This window comes from Paenibacillus sp. 23TSA30-6, from assembly GCF_014858585.1.
Lineage (GTDB): Bacteria > Bacillota > Bacilli > Paenibacillales > Paenibacillaceae > Paenibacillus.
Map to the genome: position 1 here is coordinate 335,863 of NZ_SLTL01000001.1, position 20,444 is coordinate 356,306.

Genomic DNA, 20,444 nt, shown 5'->3' on the forward strand with positions numbered 1-20,444 from the left:
GCGTGCAGACAGGTAGAAAACGCCTGAATGCGCGTTTTTTTGCGCGTATGCTGCCCTGTGTGGCTTATTTGGGGCAGGCTGGAGCGGATCGTCTTGAATTGTTGGGGACACGGGAGTACATTCATTACAGCGATACAAGAACGGACGGAACGATCTGTCACGTTGCAGGGAGGCACGAAGATGGAGAGCTTTAAACGTAAATCACCAGAGGAAATATTGGATTCCATTAATAAACTGCATCGAGGCAGACTCAAAATATACATTGGAGCGGTCAGTGGATCGGGCAAAACGTATCATATGCTTCAGGAAGGACAATTGCTTCAGCATGAAGGTATCGACGTTGTGATTTGTGCAGTGTCGACCATGCAGCGGCGCGAGACGGTGGAGCAGGTGGGCACGCTGGAGCGGATACCCAGTATTCATTGGGTTCAGGATGGGGTAGAGCAGAAGGATTTAAATCTGAAAGCACTGGAGGAACGCAATCCCGAGGTGGTGCTGGTGGATCATTTGGCACATCGCAACCGGGAAGGCGCCCCATTTCCAACGCGGCTGGAGGATATTCAATATCTGCTGGATCTGGGTATCAGTGTCATTACGACGATCAATGTCTATGAGCTGGAAGGAATTACGGAGTGGGTTTATCAGCTAACAGGAATAGAAGCGGAATATACAGTTCCTATCGATACGCTGGAGCTGGCGGATGAAATTCGTCTGATTGATGTTACACCGGAAACGATTTTGGAGCGGCTGGCGAAAGGATACATGTATGCGCCCAATCCTGAGATGTTTCACCGGGGGAATTTGGGTAAGCTTCGTGAGCTGGCTCTGCGATTGGTGGCAGAGGATGTGAACGATTCACTGGAACGGCATCGGGAGGAATTGGGTCTGCACGGGGCGTCAGGAGCCGCAGAGCGTATTTTGGTGCCTGTCCAGTATCACTGGAACGGGTCCATATATGTACGCAGGGGAGAGCAGGTCGCCAAGCGGCTGGGTGGAGATATGCTGGTGGCCTCCTTTGTCGATCCGAAGCGCAAGCTGTCCAAGGAATCGGCGGCCTTCAAGCGCTCGATTGAGCAACTGGTTGAAAAGGTAGGATCGGAATTTGAAGAAATCCCGCTCATTACCCGCAGAAGATTGCCTCGGCAGCTTATCCATTATGCGGTGGCGCGTAATGTTACCCGGATCGTTATGGGACATTCCCGGCAGACCCGGTGGCAGGAGCTGGTTAGAGGTTCGCTGGTGAATGGGATTTTTAAGCGGATGAAAAATATGGACCTGTTGCTTATTGCCGACCGCGCCGAGCAGGAGGGAGAACGTATTTTGCCGACGATGAGGCAGGAAGAAGACAATGATCCATACCATCGTCTGAGCGACGAGGAAGCGCAGGCTGAGGCTGCCAAAATCCGGCGTGGCAAGCTCAAGGTATATATCGGTGCTGCCCCCGGTGTCGGTAAGACGTACACGATGCTCAGAGAGGGAAATGACCTGCTGGCAAGCGGGATTGATGTTGTTATCGGACTGCTGGAAACACATGGAAGGGCGGAAACACTGGCACAAGTAGGCTCGCTGGATACCGTTTCCCGTCAGATTATCGAGCGTCATGGCGTATATTTGGAGGAAATGGACACGGAAGCGATTCTCAAGCGCAATCCCGAGGTGGTCCTTATTGATGAACTGGCACATACCAATGTTCCCGGCAGTTCGAGATCCAAGCGCTATGAGGATGTATTGACGATTTTGGATCAAGGGATTTCTGTCATTTCCACAATGAATGTACAGCACCTGGAAAGCCTGAATGATGCGGTCGAGCAGATTACCGGCATTCGGGTGAGGGAGACGGTTCCCGACCGTATGATGCGGCTGGCCGATGAGGTACAGCTCATTGATGTGGCTCCCAAATCGTTGCAGCAGCGTATGCGTGATGGCAAAATATACGATCCTGCCAAGGTGGAGCAAGCGCTTAGCCATTTTTTTAAATTAGGCAATCTGATTGCCTTGCGGGAGCTTGCTTTGCGGGAATTGGCAGATGATGTAGATGAACGGCTGGAATCCTGGGATCGACACGAATCGCTGAGAGGGCCGTGGCGTAGAGAGGAAGTAATCTTCGTAGGGGTGACGCTTAGTAACAATGCTGAAAGGCTGATTCGACGCGGCTTTCGTATTGCTTTTCGTCTGAAGGCGGTATGGATCGTGACCTATGTTCATGTCGGTATAAGCATACCGGAGAAGCTAAACTCCCGGCTGGAACAGTTGAAAATGCTAACCCACCGTCTGGGAGGAACCTTCGAAATCCGGCTTGTTTCCAGTCGGAGAGAGATTGCTGACATATTGATTACTCCGGTGGAAGGGTATACGGGTACGCAGTTAATTGTGGGGCAGTCCTCCAGAAGCAGTCGTTGGGGAAAGGATGCGGTCGTCCCGCAAATTCTCCGTCAAGCGCGTCATATGGATGTTTTGATCGTGGCGGACTATGACCCGGACATCAAGTTGGAGGAAGGGGATTGAATCGCCCAATCCTTTTATAAATAGTCAGATGCTGGGTTCCGGTTGTTCAGTGCTTCCATAGTATATTCTATCTCAAAGAAATGGAGGCGAATTTGAAATGTTTAAACATCGTTCGCATCATTGTCATTTTCCTAAGCCAAGAAAACGCGTTACTAAGAAGATTATTAAGGTGACTGTCATTAAGTTTGAGCCTAAATTTAAACATGATCACCGGAAACATGAAGATTTCGGTAAAAAATGTCATTGTCGGAAACATCGCCATCATCGCCATCATGACTGTCATCGTCGTCACCACAAATTCTACTAAGATTAAGGCAATGGGAGGCGGGCTTGAATGCCCGCCTTTCGTTTACATAAGGATTTGAAGAAATTCTAACATAAAAAATGCTTGCTCTAAAATAGGCGCTGTGCTATTCTACCAGTAAATAGATTGCACGTGACGGAAGCACCGTTCACCAACCGTATGTATGTACGGTTTGATGAACGGTGCTTTTTTGCGTTGTTGTTTTGGGGGAGGGGATGAGCGTCATGATTCCGGTAAAAGTAGTGCTGGCTGTAGAAAGCCGGGATTATATTGAGCCACTGCTGAATTATGTACACGGAAGCGAGTACGCCAGAAGGCTGAGAGTAACGGCATTTTCGCAGCCGGAGGCATTTCGCCAATACATGATGGAAACGGCTGGAATGAAAAAGCCGGATGTAGTGGTGGGTGAAGCCGCTTTTTTGAGTCTGTGGGCAGATCGGGAAGCTTCCGATATTCCTTGTCTGGTGCTACATGAGGGAGAACAGGTGAGCGAATACGGACAACCTTTATTAAAATATCAGCCCTTGTCTGAATTGGTGGGCTTTATTTTGGAAACGGCGAGACAGCGGACAAGTGGGCGGCAGAGCGTGAACAGCCGGGAAGGCGGAATGATTATTGGCATGGTTGCGGCTTCCGGTGGGTTGGGTAAGACAACGGCTGCGCTCAATATATCAAAGCAGCTGGGAAATGAGGGGTATTCGGTTTTTTATTTGAATTTGGAAACGGTGGATTCAAGTTCGTTGTTCACGGGTTCCGGCAGTTCTAGCGGAGCAGAAGGAGAGGGGCTGTCCAGACTGCTTTATGACCTCAAGGCAGCGGGGCATAAGGGAAATCCCTTATCTGTCGCTTCGTATTGTGTGCGCCGTTCTGAAATTCAGGCCGACACCTTTCAGCCTGTCGATAACCGCAAGGAACTGATGGACATGACCTGTGATGAGGCGGTAGAGCTGATTCGGACGATTGCCGAAAGTGGACAGTATGATGTTGTAATCGTAGATGGCGAATCCAAAAATGGCGACCGGGCTCAGGCTGTACTCGAAGCCAGCCATAAGCTGATCTGGCTGCTGGCGGACGATTTAATGAGCATGCACAAGTGCGGGCTATGGCTGGATGTTCTGGAAGCCATGCAGCCTGAAGGACTTGAAGCCATGCTGACCAAAACCCGTTTTGTGGTGAACCGTTATATGGGGACGATGGTTAACACCTTGCCTCGGGACTTTATGGAGCTGAGCGGAGCGCTGCCCTACATTCCTTCATGGAAGCAGATGCAGCATCGTGAGTTGCTGCTTAGTTCACCGATTTATCAGCGGGAAATTCGCCAGCTGTGCCGCGAGCTGCTGAATGTGGAGACTGTAACACAGCCGCCCGCCGCTTGGTCTTAAAGGGGGCCGATGAACATGAATGAAGAACGGTTTCGTGCACTACGAGCGGATATCCGGGGAGGCCTGGACGTCACGTCCTCGGTAGGGGATGCAGAGTTAGTGCGGCATATTGAAAATCGAATTTTGCATGACACAGAGCTGGCAGGTTTGACCTCCAGAGAAAAGCATGCGCTGGTCCGTAAAATTTTTAATTCCTTCCGTGGGCTAGATGTGCTCCAGCCGTTGATTGATGACCCCACGGTTACGGAAATTATGATTAATAGTCATCGGGAAATTTTTGTGGAGCGGGCAGGTGAGGTGATCCAGGCACCCGATCAATTTGAATCCCGTGAGCGACTGGAGGATTTGATCCAGACGATTGTAGCCGGAGTGAATCGGATTGTGAATGAGTCTTCACCGATTGTCGACGCCCGATTGAAGGACGGGTCACGTGTAAATATTGTGCTACCGCCAGTTGCTCTCAAGGGACCGACGATGACGATACGGAAGTTTCCCGAGCGTCCGATGACGATGGATGACTTGATACGAATGGATGCACTGGGTACAGAAACCGCCAGTATGCTCAAAGATCTGGTACGCAGCAAGTACAATATTTTTATAAGCGGGGGTACGGGGTCTGGTAAAACGACCTTTCTGAATGCATTATCCCAATTTATCCCGCCATCAGAACGGATTATTACGATTGAGGACTCAGCAGAGCTGCAAATTGTAACCGTACCTAATCTGGTTTCCATGGAAACACGGAATGCCAACACCGAGGGGAAGGGCGAAATCACGATTCGTGATCTGATTCGTTCCTCCCTGCGTATGCGTCCCAATCGCATTGTGGTGGGTGAGGTCAGGGGGAGTGAGGCGTTGGATATGTTGCAGGCGATGAACACAGGACATGATGGATCGCTATCGACGGGACACGCAAATAATATCCGCGATATGGTCAGTAGACTGGAGACGATGGTGCTGGGCGGGGCTGAGCTGCCACTAGGTGTGGTACGGCAGCAGATCAGCTCGGCTATTGATATATTCGTGCATTTGTCACGGTTGCGGGACAAATCCAGACGGGTGCTGGAAATTAGCGAAGTAGCTGGCTTTAAAAATGGTGAAGTGGTGCTCAATCCGCTCTATCGTTTTCAGGAACGGGGCGAAAGTAAAGGACGCATCGTCGGAGGGCTGGAGCGTTGCGGTGAAGGTTTGCAACATACGTTGAAGCTGCAAATGGCCGGGATGAAGCCGGAAAGCTGGAGCAGGGGGGAAGCGTCGGTATGAAGCCAGGAAAAGCGGCTGTGAAGCCGGAGCAAGCATCCCGTCAGACTACTTCCCTGCCGGACTATACGGTATATACACTGTCACCTGTGCAAAAAAGCCTGTGTATCCTCTTTAGTGGCGTGCTATTCGCAATGATCGGCTATCTTTTTTATCATCAATGGATATTGTCGTTGCTGTGCGCTGCTGGAGCTTTGCTGACGCCTCGTTATTTTAGGCAGTTTTTGCTGCAACGGCGCAGGTCAGCTCTAAGCATTCAATTCAAGCAGGCTTTATATTCGCTCTCGTCTTCCCTTTCGGCGGGGAGGTCGGTGGAGAACGGCTTTCGTGAGGCCGTAGAGGATTTGAGGCTGCTTAGCCCGGATGGAGATCATGATCTGATTTTTGAATTTAACATTATTACAGCCTGTCTGGAAATTGGACAACCTGTGGAGACGGCCTTGCAGGATTTTGCTCGTCGGGCGCAGATGGAGGACATTACGAATTTTGCGGACGTGTTTGCAGCTTGCAAACGAACCGGGGGTGATCTGGTGGAGGTCGTGCGACGGGCTTCAAGTGTTATAGGGGAGAAGCTGGAAATTCAGCAAGAGATCGGTGTGATGATCGCGCAGAAACGTTTTGAATCTAGGGTTATGTTTGCGGCGCCTTTTCTGTTTGTACTGTTTATGACAATCACTGCGGGAGATTACATGATGCCGTTATACAGCGGGACAGGTATGATTTTGTCTACCTTTTGCCTATTGGTGCTTGGTGGCTGCCTCGTATGGATTAACCACATTATGAAAATTGAGGTGTAAGGAGAGATAGGCGTGGTGATGTTGGTTTGTCTGGTCATGCTGGTTCTGCAAGTGGGAGGTTGGGTGGTGCTGAACCGGATGTACGGTGCTAAGTATGCGAGCTTTCGCCATATGAAGCTGGAAGGACTGCGCCTGCAAAGGCTCTCGGTTCCTTTCGTACACATGATCCATGCTTCACGTGCCGCCCAAAGACTGCCTTTGCTGATGTTCAAGCTCCAGCGCTCGGTACAAAAGCTGTACGGTATGCGCAACAGTGGGGAAAAAACGATGCTTTTTCTGGCCGAAATGGTGGGTTACGGATACATGATGGCGGCTGGTGGAGCTTTAATATCGCTCATGATGGGCGGAGATGCGACCGGGCTGGTGCTCGGATTGGGGCTGGGTATTCTGGTGCCCATCGCGCTGGTCAAGGATCTGCACGGAAAGGTACAGAAGCGGGATCAGCAAATTTTAATGGAATTGCCTGAATTACTGAGTAAAATCATGCTTTTGGTCGGCGCAGGCGAGACAGTACAACGGGCATTGCTTCATTGCGTGGAGCGCAAAGGGGCGGATATGGTACATCCGTTGTACCGGGAGCTGCGTCAGACGGTGGGGGAATGGGAAAGCGGCTATTCCTTTCAACAGGCATTTGAGCATTTGAGCAAGCGCTGCGGCATTCAGGAAATGACGGTGTTTACGACAACAGTGTTACTGAATATGAGACGCGGCGGTAGCGATTTTGTGATGGCTTTACGTGAGTTGTCCCAGACGCTATGGAGCAAGCGGACCTCAATTAGCCGCACAAGAGGGGAGCAGGCTTCATCTAAGCTGGTATTTCCGATGGCGCTGATTTTGCTAACGGTTATTGTGCTGGTGGGCGCTCCCGCCTTAATGATGATGAATATGTAGGAGGAATACAACGATGATGACATTAGTAACAGGTAGTATTCGTAAATTGTACAAGGATGAGGACGGTTTGGGTACGTTAGAAATGATTCTGATTATCGCGATTCTGATTGCGGTGGCGATTATTTTCAAGGATCAGATCAAGAAGATTGTAGAAGGTCTGTTGAAAAAAGCGGATAAAAAGAGTAACGACTTCATGGATTCATAATGCTGCGTAATTTGGCACACAAAGAGGAAGGGAGCTTCTCATTGGAAGCTTCCCTCGTCTTTCCCATACTGTTGCTGGTCATTTTTGTGATGTTGTTTTTTTGCCTGTATATATATCAAAAATCCATCTTGGTGCAGGTCGCTTCTACGGCTTCGGAACGAGCCGCTTATAGCTGGGATAACAGCTTCAAGGAACCGCGTACAGGCGCATTCACCCAAGGACAACGAGATTCGCTTTATTGGCGCTTGAAGGATGATGCCATGCTGGGTGCCTTGTTTGGCTGGGCTGGAGCCAATAATCAGGTAAGTGTGCAGGTGCCCGGTGGCGGTGGAGGAGGCGATTTGCCCGCCCAGAAGCTGTCCCACGCCGAGAGTGGCATGCCTGCCGGTATGCAGGGACAGATGACATATGAGAACAGCCTGATCAGCCGTAAGGTGACAACAGAGCTGAATAAAATAGTGAAAGTGCCTTTGCTGAATCAGTTTCTGGATCAGACGGATTTACAGGGAACAATGAGCTCGGGTGTGGTAGAGCCTGTGGAATGGATTCGTACGGTAGAGCTGGTTCGATATTACGGAGCAAAATTTATGGGCAGAGGCTCAGGTGAAAAGATAAATCCGGCAGTTGCAGGACAAGTATTAACGCAATATGGACAGAACGGTCCGTAAGAAGCGGAGAACACGAATGGACTGGAAGGGAGGAAGCGAGTGTTTGGAAAAGGACGTAATGCTAAGGATAGCGAGCTAGGAGCCGTCACGGTCTTTTTGATTCTGATTTTAGCGGTCATGTTTGGCTTTATTGCTGTTTTTATTGATTATGCACGAATTGCCGCGCTGCATGTGCAAACCGAACGGTTGACCCATGCGGCGGTTCGTTCAGTTATGTCTGCCTATGATCCGGCATTGCAACAGGATTACGGTCTGTTTGCCTATGGTGAGAGCAGCGGAGAGCAAATTATGGTCAAAGTGCTGAACGACAGCGCCAAGCGCACGCCGCGTGCAGACACACTGCCACTTATGAACACGAAGCTGGATTCAAGCTCTTTGCACATGGAAAGAGAGCTTGGTAAATATGCCATATTTAACGAGCAGATTCGTGAAGAAATGAAGTATAAAGCGCCTGTCGATTTTACAGTGGAAGTGCTGGAAAAGCTGAAGCCGCTCTCTCAGAACATGAAAGAAGCCTCGCATACGGTTGATTTGCTGAAACGGCTGCAAAAGCTGTATGACAAACGTGAGGCCAAGCTGGATGACATGCTGGAAAAGCAGCGTGAGGCAGGAGCTTATATGGAAGAGGTTCGCAAACGGATCATTAAACAGAGGGGCGCGTATATTCCTAATCAGTATATTTGGGATTCCCTTGAGGTTGTAGCCGATATTGCTGCCCAATATAAGCATTACGTGCATGTGTATGAGGATAATAAAAAGAGTGTAGACGACGTTAAAATCATGCAGATCGAGAAATATGCGAGAAGGGCGAGATCGGCACTTGATCGTCTGGGCCAAGCCATGACCAAGGTAGGAAAAGAGCATGATGAGCTGCTTGTAGAGGCTAAGGAGCCGCTGAATGAAGCCAGGCAAATTAACGAAGAGATGCGTCAAGTCATTGCTCAATATAAACAGAGGGCTGCCAATGCAGGATATGATGAGGTTTCCGCAGCCCCTACTCCGAGTGGAGGGAGCTCCAGTGTTGATCCGTCTGTGGGAAGCGCAAGGCAGAAGGCTGACGATTTATTGATTCCAGATAAGGAATTTGATCAGATGGAAGCGACTATAGAAAAGCAACGAATAGCTATTCGTACGGTTAACAACAGATTATCGAGTATGATCCGTACGCTATCCTTTTATACAGATCCGAATCTCAATACAGATATGTTCAGACAAGAAGTGATCTCAACGCTCAAGGAAATGGATCAATATTTGAATGCATATGCCTGGTCAGGACCTTCTAATGTACTCGATGGTGAAGCCAGAGCAATGGACACGCGACGTGGACCTGATAAAGAACGCAAAAAAATGGAAAAAGAGGCGAAGAGCAAGCTCAAGCAAGCCTATCAGATCATTGAAATGCTTTCCAAAGGTACGCAAAGTGCCGGACCATTTCAAAAGTTGGAGCAGTATTACAATGAAAGTATCTCTTTTAACCAGTCTGCATCCAGCCCGTCAGTATCCGCTGATTTGTCCTATGATACCTATGATGCGGCAGGAGCTTCCATGGACAGTATGGATGGTCTATACGGGGCGGCATCCGGCTTGCTGACGCAACTAGGGGATGATTTTTTCCAGAATGAATATGCGCTTTCTTACTTTAATCACGTGGATTTTAGCCGATTTGGCAGTTTAGCCGGATCAGGTGGGAGGGTGGTGAATACAGCGCAAATTTTGGGAGATCAACTGGAACTGAATAATCAGGAGGTCGAGTACATTCTGTACGGTTTCCATAATCCGACTGGAAATCTGGCCTCCGCTTATGGCGAGATTTTTGCTATGAGGCTGGCCATTCGCACGATGGAGGGTTTGGTCAAAAATAGCTCCAAGGGCAATCCGTTGGTTGTTTTGGCGGCAGCTCTTTTATATGGGGTAGAGAAGGCGATTGAAGATATGATTATGCTGGCTCAGAAGGGGTATGTGCCTCTGTCTGATTTTCTGAAATTTCGAATGACGTACAAGGATCATTTGAGATTGTTCCTCATGCTCCATAGCAATAATGAACGGAAAATATCCCGTATGCTGGCATTGATCCGCCTGAATACAGATGTCAATCCTGCTGAACGGCAAACGTATGCAAGGGGCGAGGTTAAGAACGGGATGAGGCTGTTGTTTTTACCTGGGGTGATGAAGATGCTGGGCCTGGCCTCAGAGGAAGGCGAAAGCATTAAGGGAAGTGTGTACTATGTTACGAAAACAGCACATTTTTCTTATTAATCGGTATTTACAGCGAGTTGGTGGACGGAGTCGTCGTGAACAAGGAAGTATCGTTTTAGAAGCATCGCTGGTGTTGCCGTTGTTTTTGTTTTTTATTATTTTTCTGATTTATATGGTACAGATGACGCTGGTATCTACGGCCTTGCAGACCACCGCTTCAGAAGCGGTTAAACAGGTTTCGGCTAAAATCTATCCGGTGTCTTTGGCGGTGGATGCGGCGTCTGCGAAAATAGATGCAGTCCGCCAGCCGCTGGATGAGCTGCCCAAGTTATCTGTGAGTGAATATGCAAGCCAATTCGCTGCCCAGCTGCCACCTCCCATCGGTGATTGGGTGGAAAGCGCTGTGCAGGGGGGAAAAAAGCCCATGGAGGAGCTACGTGGGCGCTTGACAGAAGCCGCGCTTGATCCTGTTCTAAAGCCGCTGTTAAAGCCTTTTATAGAGGATAGCATTCTGGAGTATGACCGTATACATGTAACGAACGTGCATGTGCCGTCTCTTACGGGAACTAAGGACCCTTATTTTAGGGTGGAGCTGTCTTATGAGCTGCCGATGAAGGTTCCTTTTCTGTATCGTAGTATTGTACTCCAGACAGCGGCAGAGGAACGTCTCTGGATTGGTGACACGGGAGAGGGAGCAGGTACAGGAGATGCTACAGCGGTTAAGGATGCCCGGGGTTCCATACAGCTGCTTGCCAAGCCTGAGCCTGCCGTGAAGGGTGTATATAACTTGATCAAGGCCAAAGTGGAACCCGGAACGTCAGCTAATCTTTCTGTACTTTATAAGTCGGGCCAAAGCACGGCTCAACACTTGGGCTGGACCTCTGCCGATGCGGACGGGATTATTGAATGGAACTGGTTTGTAGGTACAAACACGACACCCGGTCAATGGAGCTTTGTGATCGAAACGGACGATGGACAACGTATCGAGGTTCCATTTTCGGTAGAGAAGACGACCGACGGGGAGGGGAACACGGATGGTTCGCCATAGCACGGATATATGGGAACATTGCGAATAGATAGAGAAAATAACGATGGAAAAGGTTTGAAACGCTTCGTGCTTATCATTAGGGGGGAATTGCATTGACGTGGATGTATATCGTATGTGGTGTTTTGCTGGCGATTGCGCTGGTGACGGATTTACGTAGTATGAAAATTCCTAACAAGCTTACGCTGCCCGGCATGGCGATGGGCGTGCTGTTTAATACGATGTTTGGAGGATGGCATGGATTTTTATTTGCAGCGGCTGGATTGGGGACGGGATTCGGCTTCATGTTGATTCTGTACTGGATGGGAGCTGTCGGTGCAGGCGATGTGAAGCTGTTTGGCTTGATCGGAGCATGGACGGGGGCTGCTTTTGCATGGCAGTCGGCTCTCTATTCGATTTTTTTCGCAGGTATTATTGGTTTGGTGATCCTGCTGTGGAGACGGGAAACCATGATGAGATTGAGGCGTGTGGCTTTTAATCTGGGAGGATTCTTTCTGTTTCGTAGCGGCAAGGCGCTGACGAACGGGAGGGAGGCACACCTCAGGTTTCCTTTTATGACCGCCGTCATTCCGGGAGCGATCAGTGCTTATCTTTATTTTTTGCCATAACTTAAGCAGTTGGGTATATATGATGGTGCTCACGGGGATCGGGAAAATGCTAAGGAGGTCATGAATTGTTTGGTTTAAGCAGGGATTTTGCCCGCAACGGCGGGACATTTATGATTTTGAACAAGGAAGGCGGGCTTAAGACCGATGATTTAAATTCCGTGCAAACCGGAATGATGACTGGCAATCGGATTCCCGGTCTTCTGGAGCTGAGAATCAAGGACGTCGATTTTCAGGTGGAGCTGCACTACGATATTTCCGGTCAACGTATGCTGTCCCAGGTATGGAAGGGAGGGGGAGTGTCGACTTCCGATTTCTATCGGATTCTTTTTGAAGTGGCGGATGCCCTCCATCGTAGTCCGCAGTATATGCTGGATATGCGCCAATTTATTTTGCATGAGGATTATATCTTTATGAGCGGTTCAGGCTCAAGGGAAAACGTCAGTTTAACCTATGTTCCTTTGCAGGGTGTACTGTATGAAGGACAGGCTGGGAGCCAATTTAAGCAATTGGTTATTCGCTTGATGACGCGTGTGGTTCATTTTCAAGGGGACCATATGCAGCGCATATTTGAACTGTGCGACAAGAATGAATTTGATCCGAGAGCGTTGAAGGAGCTGCTGCTGCAAGGGATGACGGTCGGTGCAGACAGCTTTAGGCCTCAAAGTGAAGATGGAGAAGGACGCAGCAGAGATACCCGTGTTCGAATGGGAGTTCAAGGAGAGCGTGACGGATTACATTCAAAAGATGTATACGGAAAATCTTTTCCGTCAGCCGATCATACAACGAGCCGAGCGGGATATGAGCAAGGAGAAGAATCTAAATTCTTCGCCTCAAGGAGCCAGAGATCTCAGAAAAAAATGCATGAGGATCAGGAGATGCTTCAGGAGATTCAGGACCTTAAACGGATCAATCGGCTCAAGCCGTCCGTGAAGCCCCAGGAGAATGATGAGGCAGATGTAGAAATTGAAGAAACGGAGCCTGCGTTGCAGAAGTATAAAACGTACATTGCTTTAGGCTGTCTTCTCGCTTCGGCTATCGTGTGGCGCTATATTTATTTGGACCATCCAGATACGGTGCCGCTGGTTATTTCCGTTGTGCTGACCTTGGTACTCGCAGCCGTTGCTTATATGAGCTGGACGGGAAAATGGGGGTGCAAGAGCGTTTCGTCGTATGCCTATGCCGATTCAGTTCCTGTGCTGGATTCGGAATGGCTTGGCGCAGCTTCTCCTGCACAGCGGAAAAATGACCGTTATCAGGTCGATAAGCTAACCGGATTCGTAGCAGGGCATCAGAATAGGGACAAGCACTCTTCCAATTCAGGTGATCAAGGACAGGAAAGCTGGCGCTGGTCTTTTCCTGACTCCGAGTCCGAAAATATGGGTAGCCAGAATGCGGGAGAAAGAGGTAAAGCTTCTGCACTTCACGACTTGCACAAGCCACAGGGGGTAGGTGCGGATCGGAGAAATGATTTGGAAGCGAGTGATACCAGCGAGGCATATTATAAGTCGCTGTCTGGTGTGACGGAGCTGCTAAATGCTACATCAAGGCAAGAAACGGTGCTGCTTCGTGCAGATAAAGGGGTACATATTCCACACGTTCAGCAATCACCGATTGCCTGTCTGGAACGCAAGCCACCGGGAAGTGGAGCGGCCGAGCGCATCCGATTGCAGTCGGACCAATTTGTTGCAGGCAGCTTCTTCATCGGAAGAGAGCCACAATTGGTACAGTTTATGGAGCATACGGAGGGAGCGTCCCGTTCTCATATTGAGCTTTGTATTGATGCAGAAGGACAAGGTCACATCGTCAAGGATTTGTCCTCGACGAACGGAACCGTTCTGAACGGAGAGCCAATGGTGCCATATAAGGAGTATGTTATGAAGGACGGAGACACTTTTAAAATAGCCGGAGTATCCTATACTTATCGGCTGGAATCTTTTAAATCTTCTTCCAATGCCTCTTGAGTGAAGGGTAGTTTATTTATGTGTGTATAGAAGAAAAAGAAGCCCGTTTAATGTATTGGGCTTCTTTTTGACGTTTAAGTTGGGGGTAGCTATTGAGTATTTTGATTCAATTTATCATCTGGAGTATGTTCAATGACATCTGTCAAATTACATTCTAGCTTGTTACATATATCGTCGATAATTTTCATAGCTATGTACTCGTTACGCCACATTTTAGCGGCAGTTGACGGGGAAATATTCATTAGTTTTATAAACTCCATTTTAGAGATTTTCTTTTTAATTAAAGTTATTTGTAATGGTTCAAAACTAATCATTTATCATTCTCCTTCTTTAGTACCAGGTAACATAAAAAAATATGATATAATTCCAACAAGTCGGAAATAATTACGTGAAAACAGTTGAATAATAAAAAGGTTGGTGATATCATTTATAATAAGTCGTAAATATATGCGACAAAGTGAAAAAAAGTGTTTTAAAGAGAAACTGGTGAAACAAAGCTAAGCTATATCATATCATCCTAAAAAAATGATGTACAGCACCCTAGCTTTGCTATGGCCATTTTACCAGAATAGAACTGGAGATGATACTTATGATTACAAGATATAAATTCAACAAACAAGACATTAAAAACATTATTTGCATTCGACAAGTTTGGGGACAAGAAGTAAGTAGTGAAGAAACAGAGTTGTATTATTACCACATTATGGACGTGCTTAATCGAAAATGGCAAACGATTGGCTATAACGTTTCAGACGCTATTCGAGTATTTCAAAATGGATGTGACGATAAATGGACATATATTATTGAGCAAGCCCCATATAATTCTGATCTCACTACTAATGATCTAATTAATATGCTCAGTATTACTTCTGATGCTTCGCGTACTCGAAATGCTATACAAATTATACTGAATACAGTTGAAAGACGAAATGACTTTGTTAATCGAATGGTTAATGTGAACGAAGAAAGTACACTTCTTCTTTTAGCGCGATGCAAGAGCAATATCTTACGTATAATCAACTTTCAGACGAGGAATTTATGAAACTGTACACTGTAAATCCAGTGAATGCCTTAACTTTATATTTCCTTGAACCCGTGGACATTATTGCGTTTTGGGAGTGGGAAACTGCTGGTGGTACGTGTGAAAAAGTCATTCAATATAAACTTGAAAAACCTTTGATGACTTTGATTCAGGCGATAGAACGTGCTGAGGATGAAACAAGTCTGTCTTTCCTTTGAGAAGTACATAAACGAATAGAAGATATCAACAATCCCTCTATTCCGTAAAGGAGCTTATCTATGTACAAAACCGGAAGACTCATTGACGGTAAACTTTTTCTCAAGACTTGCGACGGTAAATGGATTAGTCTTCGATTACTCATTCTTCTTGTGAAAAGAACGTGTGAATGACGATTTGCTGATACTCGGGACTGAGTCTTTTGATACAGGCAAAAAGATGTATTTTTCTTATAACAATTAGGAATTGAGACGGTTTTCCATGAATTTGAATAATGCTATCATGTCATAACGAACTTGAACCGAGGTGAATTATGACAACCATTAAAGTGACACCGGAACAACTGATGTCTGTCTCCAAGCAATTTGAGCTTGCACAGAAAACGGCGAATCAGATGAATAATCAATTGACACAGCGCATTTCTTTTATGGAACAATCATGGGATGGTACAACGAAGCAACGCTTTTACTATGATTTTCATAGCGTTCAAAAGAATATGAATGACTTTGTTACCCTGACGGATTCCATTGCGAGGGAGTTACGTCACCATGCGGATAAATTCAGATTAGCGGATCTGATGGAAGCAGGGAAAATAGATGCAAGTTGCTTACCGCCTCCACCTAATTCATGTGCCGTTCCTGCTCCAGATACACGAAACGCGTTCCAGAAATCGGCAGATAGCTTGACCGAGCTGGGTGAGGATTTTGTAGCCGCCAATTCGGTGCGCTATGAGAAGAAATTCGATTCGGTATGGAGCTTCCTAGATTATATGTCATATGGTATTCCAAAAGGAATGTATCAAGGATATATGGAACGAGCAGCTAAACAAAACGATTCATGGAATGACATGCTCAATTTCGGTACATTTGGAGTAACGGGTATGATCCAGGGGGCCTTTAATCCCACCAATGCATGGTCAAAGGAACACTGGACTAATATGATCGGTACAGCTGGATTATTTGGAGGAGTTAGTTCAGTAATCAAGCCCAAGATTGGATTGGGATCGTCAATAAAATATGAGGTGAAATCTGGAGCTACTATTCAAGTTGAGGGACTTCGAATCGATTATCTGATACTATGTTAGGTAAGAATGATGCTGACCCGTTCAGGGATATATATGGCCCCGCCCGACTTTCTCATCCAGAAGAGTGGAATAACATTATTAAAAATACACAAGAAGCCGGAGTTGAAGTTAGGATTCTGGATAGAGATATTATGGCATATGCCCCCAAAGGATCCGGCAAGCCCGGACAACTGAATATATATGAGGATGCTTCAATTAGTGCATTGCGACATGAGTATCAACATTTCCTTGATGATAAGGCTAAAGGATTTCCTAGTTTGGATGTAACATATGAATTCAAAAGTAGGATTATCATGGAGCTTAGAGCTTATATGGTGGAGATAAAAGAAGCAGAGAGGATTGGAAATAAGGAACTTGCAGAGCACCTCTGGAACAATTACAGGGATGAACGGCAGTATCTTTTGGAGAATTATGGGCCAGTTAAACTAGATTGAATGGAGATCATAAAATGAAGCTACTTACTTTATCTAAAGAAATACGAGAGGGAAAAATAAGTGACGATCAATTGGTGGAATGTTTGGATATCCATCATAATCAGGTTCAGCTGAATGCTATGAGTCAGATAGCTAAAAAGAAGCTGTGTAGTGAGAAAATAATCGAAAAATTGAAACATATTAGCCAGTTCAGAGATCCCAAGGTAAACAAGCTTTTTGGTATTGATACTCTTGGACACTATAGTATTGCTGTGCTTCGAGTATTGAACACTTCGGAATCTATAAAACAATATGAAATGCTGATGACTGAGCTTGATGATTTTGATAAAGAAATAGTTGAAAGGATAGCTGGAGGCATAGGTTAATAGGCATTGCAAGCAATCTGTCATAGCTCTCCAATATGTAACTAAAATCATCTTGTGTGAAAATATTTCATACCTAAATAAAAGAGGAACCCTAAGCTGATAAAGATCTTATCAGTCCAGAGTTCCTCTTTTTAAATTCAATGCTGCTTATGAGGAGAATGTAGTTCCTCCAGAGCTTCCTTCAGTGAAGGATAGTTAAACTGAAATCCATGCTCCAGCGCCTTGCGCGGGATTACTTTTTGACCGTCCAATACGAGGGTACTCATCTCACCGACTAGCTTTTGTACGAGAACGCCGGGAACGGGAAACCAGTGTGGACGGCGGTATACCTCGGCCACGGTTTCCCCGAACTGGTCATTCGTCAACGGGTATGGTGATGATGCGTTCACAGCCCTGGTGATATCCGGCGTATGGATGCAGTGGGTGATCAGGCGGACGATATCCTCAATATGTATCCAACTCATCCATTGGTTACCGCTGCCTATTTTGCCGCCGAATCCGAAGCTGTAAGGCAGCTTCATCAGTGGAAATGCACCGCGTTTGCTGTCCAGTACGAGACTAATGCGCAGCTTGATTAACCGGGTATCGGAAGGGTAGGCGTTGGCGGCTTCCTCCCACTGCTCGACCACTTGAGATAGAAAGTCTTCCGAACGGCGCGGGCTGGTTTCATCGAACGTTTCAGTAAGAGATGTACCGTAGGCGGCGACAGCCGAAGCCTGAATGATAACTTCCGGCTTTTTTTGCAGAGCATTTAGTGCTTGGGCCAATTTGGCAACAGACAGCAGGCGTGATTGGAGAATTCTTTGCTTGGACTTGTCCGTCCAGCGCTGATTCAGCGTCTCTCCTGCTAAATTAATGGCCGCGTCTGTGCCCTCTAATGATTCAGGCTTTTGTTTCAGTTCGTTCCAGCTCATATATTGCAAGCGTGGGCTCGCTTCGTGACCTACCATGGGTTTACGGGTGATTACCTTCACCGTATGCCCGTCGTTGAGCAAGCTTTTGGTCATCGCACACCCTACTAATCCAGTACCTCCGCATATGACGATGTTCATGGAGTTTGACTCTCCTTCCGATTCGCAAAAAATATATATGTTATAGAATATAACCCTTTTTGAGAAAAAAACCTCATTCGAATGTACCTGTATACGCTAAAGGATGTCAATCCATGCTTTCGTTTACCTCGTTTCCCTTACGTGTAATCCTGTTTTGTGTGTGCACTACCATAAAAGCCATGTTGTTTGATTTCAATAATCACGTTAAAATGATTAAATCAAAATAAGACAAGCATAACAGAATAACAAGGATAAGGGGATGAAACCGAATCATGCTGAAAATTGGTTCTCATGTGTCCTTCTCGGACAAGGGTCTGCTCAACGCTACAAAAGAAGCGTCTTCTTACGGGTCCAGCTCGTTCATGATATACACGGGGGCACCGCAAAACACGCGTCGTAAGCCGATGGAATCCATGTATCTGGAGGAAGGCAAGCAGTTGATGGCTGAAAAAGGGATGGATGATATCGTGGTGCATGCCCCGTATATTATCAATCTCGGCTCTTACAAAGAAAATACCTATGAGCTGGCAGTTAGCTTTCTTCAGGAGGAAATTCGTCGCACCCACGCGATCGGCGTGAAAAACATCGTGCTTCATCCGGGCGCTTTTACCGATAAGGATGCAGAGTACGGGATTCAGCGTATTGCTGATGGCTTGAACGAGGTACTGAACGGTGTGAAGGAGACGGATGTTAACATTGCGCTGGAAACGATGGCAGGCAAAGGCACCGAAATGGGCCGCAGCTTCGAAGAAATTGCCTCCATTATAGATAAAGTAGAGTACAACGAGCGTCTTACTGTCTGTATGGATACCTGTCACATTCACGATGCGGGCTATGACATTGTGAATGATCTGGACGGCGTGCTGGAGCAATTTGATCGTATTGTCGGGCTGGATCGTATCGCTGTGGTTCACGTTAATGACAGTAAAAATGCGGTTGGCGCTCATAAAGATCGTCATACTCCGATTGGATCTGGCTGGATTGGCTATCAGACCATTCATAATGTGGTGCATCATGAAGCACTTCAAGGACGTCCATTTATTTTGGAAACGCCATGGATCGGAAAGGAAGCCAAAACTCAGCGTCCAATGTATGAGGTTGAAATCGCTTTGCTTCGCGGGAATGTGAAGGAGCGTTTTGGCGATGAATTTTTGGGTCAGGTAGAGCAGTTGCATTCGTTTTTCAAAAAACAGGATGTGGACGTGCGTAACTTTGTGCTGGATACCTGGACGCTATTGAAAAATGATGACAAAGCGAAAAAAGCTGATCCGCGCGAGCCGCTGGAACGTCTGTATGACATGGTAACGGAAGCAGCATTGTTTCCGGAGTTGAGCGAAGAACATATTAATCACCGTCTGATTGCCTGGTTTGCCAGCAGTCATTTGCCAGTGACGGTATAAGCCAAGGGGGAATTGTAGCCACATGGAACTTCACGTAAAACATCAGCCAAACAGTACTCAATCTGCGCATGAAAACCGTGCGCGTATGCTCGTATCCTGTCCTGATGGCCCGGGTATTGTAGCGGCCGTGTCTCGCTTTTTGTACGAGCATGGCGCCAACATTGTTCAATCTGATCAATACACGATGGACCCGTCCGGCGGTATGTTTTTTATGCGGGTTGAATTTGATTTGCCAAACTTGAGTGAAGCCCAGCCCCAACTGGAGCAGGATTTTGCCACAGTTGCGGAACAATTCCGGATGGAGTGGACGATTTCAGCGGTCAGCCGCAAGAAAAAGCTCGCCATTTTCGTTTCCAAAGAAGATCATTGTCTGGTGGAGCTATTGTGGCAATGGCAGGCAGGGGATCTGGACGCGGATATTTCTCTGGTGGTCAGCAATCATCCAGATATGAAGGAGTATGTGGAATCGTTCGGCATTCCGTATAACCATATTCCGGTGACAGCCGATACCAAACCGGAGGCGGAACGCCGTCAACTAGAGGTCATTGGTGAAGATATCGACGTCATTATTTTGGCCCGGTACATGCAGATTATTTCACCCAAGTTTATTGAGCATTACCGCAACCGGATCATTAATATCCATCATTCGTTCCTGCCTGCATTCGTGGGTGGGAAGCCATATGCCCAAGCCTATAATCGCGGTGTGAAAATTATTGGCGCAACCGCGCATTATGTAACTGAGGAACTGGACGGCGGCCCGATCATCGAGCAGGACGTACAGCGGGTAAGCCACGGAGATGATGTCAATGAGTTAAAACGGATCGGTCGCACTATTGAGCGAGTCGTTTTGGCAAGAGCCGTGAAGTGGCATGCGGAGGACCGAATTTTGGTTCATGAAAATAAAACGGTCGTTTTTAACTGATTTTTATATTTTTTAAAATATAAGAGTTCATACTTCTTACAAGCAAGGGGCTGTCCCAAAAGCCATGAAATGGCTGCTTGGGATAGCCCTTGTTTTTGAGTAGGATATACGTGAGCGTTTGGTGAGGA

At 47.1% G+C, this 20,444-nt stretch carries 20 protein-coding genes and 1 pseudogene; 19 read left to right on the top strand and 2 right to left on the bottom strand.

Features of this window, described 5'->3' with window-relative positions; all coding sequences use genetic code 11:
- The first annotated feature begins 2 nt into the window (after positions 1–2).
- From E0698_RS01755 to E0698_RS01810, 12 genes are all read left to right on the top strand, one after another.
- Complete coding sequence (locus tag E0698_RS01755; protein ID WP_192510409.1) at positions 3–194, top strand: hypothetical protein; 192 nt, start codon at positions 3–5, stop codon at positions 192–194.
- Positions 181–2,505 carry a histidine kinase gene (locus E0698_RS01760; protein ID WP_192510410.1) on the top strand — a complete coding sequence of 775 codons (2,325 nt, stop codon included), beginning with the start codon at positions 181–183 and terminating at the stop codon, positions 2,503–2,505. Before E0698_RS01755 ends, E0698_RS01760 begins: the two co-directional genes overlap by 14 nt.
- 528 nt (positions 2,506–3,033) lie before the next feature.
- A complete protein-coding gene (locus E0698_RS01765; RefSeq protein ID WP_192510411.1) occupies positions 3,034–4,191 on the top strand; it encodes a ParA family protein in 1,158 nt (385 codons plus the stop codon).
- Positions 4,192–4,206: 15 nt separating this feature from the next.
- On the top strand, positions 4,207–5,454 hold the full coding sequence (locus tag E0698_RS01770) for a CpaF family protein (RefSeq protein ID WP_192510412.1): 1,248 nt from the start codon (positions 4,207–4,209) through the stop codon (positions 5,452–5,454).
- Positions 5,451–6,248 (top strand): type II secretion system F family protein, encoded by a 798-nt coding sequence (locus E0698_RS01775; RefSeq protein ID WP_192510413.1) that lies wholly within the window; start codon positions 5,451–5,453, stop codon positions 6,246–6,248. Before E0698_RS01770 ends, E0698_RS01775 begins: the two co-directional genes overlap by 4 nt.
- A gap of 18 nt (positions 6,249–6,266) precedes the next feature.
- On the top strand, positions 6,267–7,139 hold the full coding sequence (locus E0698_RS01780) for a type II secretion system F family protein (protein WP_192510434.1): 873 nt from the start codon (positions 6,267–6,269) through the stop codon (positions 7,137–7,139).
- A 13-nt stretch (positions 7,140–7,152) separates the two neighbouring features.
- Entirely contained in the window at positions 7,153–7,344 is a 192-nt protein-coding gene (locus tag E0698_RS01785; protein WP_013309278.1) for a Flp1 family type IVb pilin, read from the top strand.
- Positions 7,344–8,012 (top strand): TadE family protein, encoded by a 669-nt coding sequence (locus E0698_RS01790; protein WP_149094536.1) that lies wholly within the window; start codon positions 7,344–7,346, stop codon positions 8,010–8,012. The genes E0698_RS01785 and E0698_RS01790 overlap by 1 nt, the downstream gene beginning before the upstream one ends.
- 39 nt (positions 8,013–8,051) lie before the next feature.
- The gene (locus tag E0698_RS01795) at positions 8,052–10,268 is read left to right on the top strand and encodes a hypothetical protein (protein ID WP_192510414.1); all 2,217 of its coding nucleotides are present in this window, start codon (positions 8,052–8,054) and stop codon (positions 10,266–10,268) included.
- Positions 10,237–11,256 carry a TadE/TadG family type IV pilus assembly protein gene (locus tag E0698_RS01800; RefSeq protein WP_149094538.1) on the top strand — a complete coding sequence of 340 codons (1,020 nt, stop codon included), beginning with the start codon at positions 10,237–10,239 and terminating at the stop codon, positions 11,254–11,256. Before E0698_RS01795 ends, E0698_RS01800 begins: the two co-directional genes overlap by 32 nt.
- Before the next feature lie 92 nt (positions 11,257–11,348).
- On the top strand, positions 11,349–11,861 hold the full coding sequence (locus E0698_RS01805; protein ID WP_192510415.1) for an A24 family peptidase: 513 nt from the start codon (positions 11,349–11,351) through the stop codon (positions 11,859–11,861).
- A gap of 65 nt (positions 11,862–11,926) precedes the next feature.
- Positions 11,927–13,822, top strand: coding sequence for a DUF6382 domain-containing protein (locus E0698_RS01810; RefSeq protein ID WP_192510416.1), 1,896 nt, complete (start codon positions 11,927–11,929; stop codon positions 13,820–13,822).
- Between the two features lie 89 nt (positions 13,823–13,911).
- Here the strand turns inward: E0698_RS01810 and E0698_RS01815 are convergent, their stop codons facing one another.
- Entirely contained in the window at positions 13,912–14,136 is a 225-nt protein-coding gene (locus E0698_RS01815) for a helix-turn-helix domain-containing protein (RefSeq protein ID WP_014280414.1), read from the bottom strand.
- A 275-nt stretch (positions 14,137–14,411) separates the two neighbouring features.
- On the opposite strand from E0698_RS01815, the gene E0698_RS01820 reads away from it, so the two are divergent.
- The 5 genes and pseudogenes from E0698_RS01820 (at position 14,412) to E0698_RS01830 (ending at position 16,942) form a co-directional block, all read left to right on the top strand.
- Positions 14,412–14,864 (top strand): hypothetical protein, encoded by a 453-nt coding sequence (locus E0698_RS01820; RefSeq protein WP_238353820.1) that lies wholly within the window; start codon positions 14,412–14,414, stop codon positions 14,862–14,864.
- Entirely contained in the window at positions 14,861–15,061 is a 201-nt protein-coding gene (locus tag E0698_RS26540) for a hypothetical protein (protein WP_238353821.1), read from the top strand. Before E0698_RS01820 ends, E0698_RS26540 begins: the two co-directional genes overlap by 4 nt.
- 311 nt (positions 15,062–15,372) lie before the next feature.
- Positions 15,373–16,080 (top strand): annotated as a pseudogene (locus E0698_RS26545) (WXG100 family type VII secretion target); the annotation flags it as partial.
- Between the two features lie 56 nt (positions 16,081–16,136).
- A complete protein-coding gene (locus tag E0698_RS26550) occupies positions 16,137–16,577 on the top strand; it encodes a hypothetical protein (RefSeq protein WP_238353822.1) in 441 nt (146 codons plus the stop codon).
- 14 nt (positions 16,578–16,591) lie between these two features.
- Positions 16,592–16,942, top strand: a complete 351-nt coding sequence (locus E0698_RS01830; RefSeq protein ID WP_134910683.1) for a hypothetical protein — start codon at positions 16,592–16,594, stop codon at positions 16,940–16,942.
- 137 nt (positions 16,943–17,079) lie between these two features.
- Here E0698_RS01830 and E0698_RS01835 read toward each other — a convergent pair whose 3' ends face one another.
- Positions 17,080–17,994 (bottom strand): TIGR01777 family oxidoreductase, encoded by a 915-nt coding sequence (locus E0698_RS01835; RefSeq protein WP_192510417.1) that lies wholly within the window; start codon positions 17,992–17,994, stop codon positions 17,080–17,082.
- A 272-nt stretch (positions 17,995–18,266) separates the two neighbouring features.
- Here E0698_RS01835 and E0698_RS01840 point away from each other — a divergent pair, with 272 nt between their 5' ends.
- Positions 18,267–19,394: a deoxyribonuclease IV gene (locus E0698_RS01840; RefSeq protein WP_192510418.1), complete on the top strand. Its 1,128-nt coding sequence runs from the start codon at positions 18,267–18,269 to the stop codon at positions 19,392–19,394.
- A 22-nt stretch (positions 19,395–19,416) separates the two neighbouring features.
- Positions 19,417–20,316 carry a formyltetrahydrofolate deformylase gene (gene purU, locus E0698_RS01845; protein ID WP_192510419.1) on the top strand — a complete coding sequence of 300 codons (900 nt, stop codon included), beginning with the start codon at positions 19,417–19,419 and terminating at the stop codon, positions 20,314–20,316.
- The last annotated feature ends 128 nt before the right edge of the window (positions 20,317–20,444 follow it).

Excerpts from the sequence above, each read along its gene's own strand:
- E0698_RS01760 (WP_192510410.1), top strand. The coding sequence starts at position 181 with ATGGAGAGCTTTAAACGTAAATCACCAGAGGAAATATTGGATTCCATT.
- E0698_RS01765 (WP_192510411.1), top strand. The coding sequence starts at position 3,034 with ATGATTCCGGTAAAAGTAGTGCTGGCTGTAGAAAGCCGGGATTATATT.
- E0698_RS01770 (WP_192510412.1), top strand. The coding sequence starts at position 4,207 with ATGAATGAAGAACGGTTTCGTGCACTACGAGCGGATATCCGGGGAGGC.
- E0698_RS01775 (WP_192510413.1), top strand. The coding sequence starts at position 5,451 with ATGAAGCCAGGAAAAGCGGCTGTGAAGCCGGAGCAAGCATCCCGTCAG.
- E0698_RS01780 (WP_192510434.1), top strand. The coding sequence starts at position 6,267 with ATGTTGGTTTGTCTGGTCATGCTGGTTCTGCAAGTGGGAGGTTGGGTG.
- E0698_RS01785 (WP_013309278.1), top strand. The coding sequence starts at position 7,153 with ATGATGACATTAGTAACAGGTAGTATTCGTAAATTGTACAAGGATGAG.
- E0698_RS01790 (WP_149094536.1), top strand. The coding sequence starts at position 7,344 with ATGCTGCGTAATTTGGCACACAAAGAGGAAGGGAGCTTCTCATTGGAA.
- E0698_RS01800 (WP_149094538.1), top strand. The coding sequence starts at position 10,237 with ATGTTACGAAAACAGCACATTTTTCTTATTAATCGGTATTTACAGCGA.
- E0698_RS01815 (WP_014280414.1), bottom strand. The coding sequence starts at position 14,136 with ATGATTAGTTTTGAACCATTACAAATAACTTTAATTAAAAAGAAAATC.
- E0698_RS01820 (WP_238353820.1), top strand. The coding sequence starts at position 14,412 with ATGATTACAAGATATAAATTCAACAAACAAGACATTAAAAACATTATT.
- E0698_RS26540 (WP_238353821.1), top strand. The coding sequence starts at position 14,861 with ATGAAACTGTACACTGTAAATCCAGTGAATGCCTTAACTTTATATTTC.
- E0698_RS26550 (WP_238353822.1), top strand. The coding sequence starts at position 16,137 with ATGTTAGGTAAGAATGATGCTGACCCGTTCAGGGATATATATGGCCCC.
- E0698_RS01830 (WP_134910683.1), top strand. The coding sequence starts at position 16,592 with ATGAAGCTACTTACTTTATCTAAAGAAATACGAGAGGGAAAAATAAGT.
- E0698_RS01835 (WP_192510417.1), bottom strand. The coding sequence starts at position 17,994 with ATGAACATCGTCATATGCGGAGGTACTGGATTAGTAGGGTGTGCGATG.
- E0698_RS01840 (WP_192510418.1), top strand. The coding sequence starts at position 18,267 with ATGCTGAAAATTGGTTCTCATGTGTCCTTCTCGGACAAGGGTCTGCTC.
- purU (WP_192510419.1), top strand. The coding sequence starts at position 19,417 with ATGGAACTTCACGTAAAACATCAGCCAAACAGTACTCAATCTGCGCAT.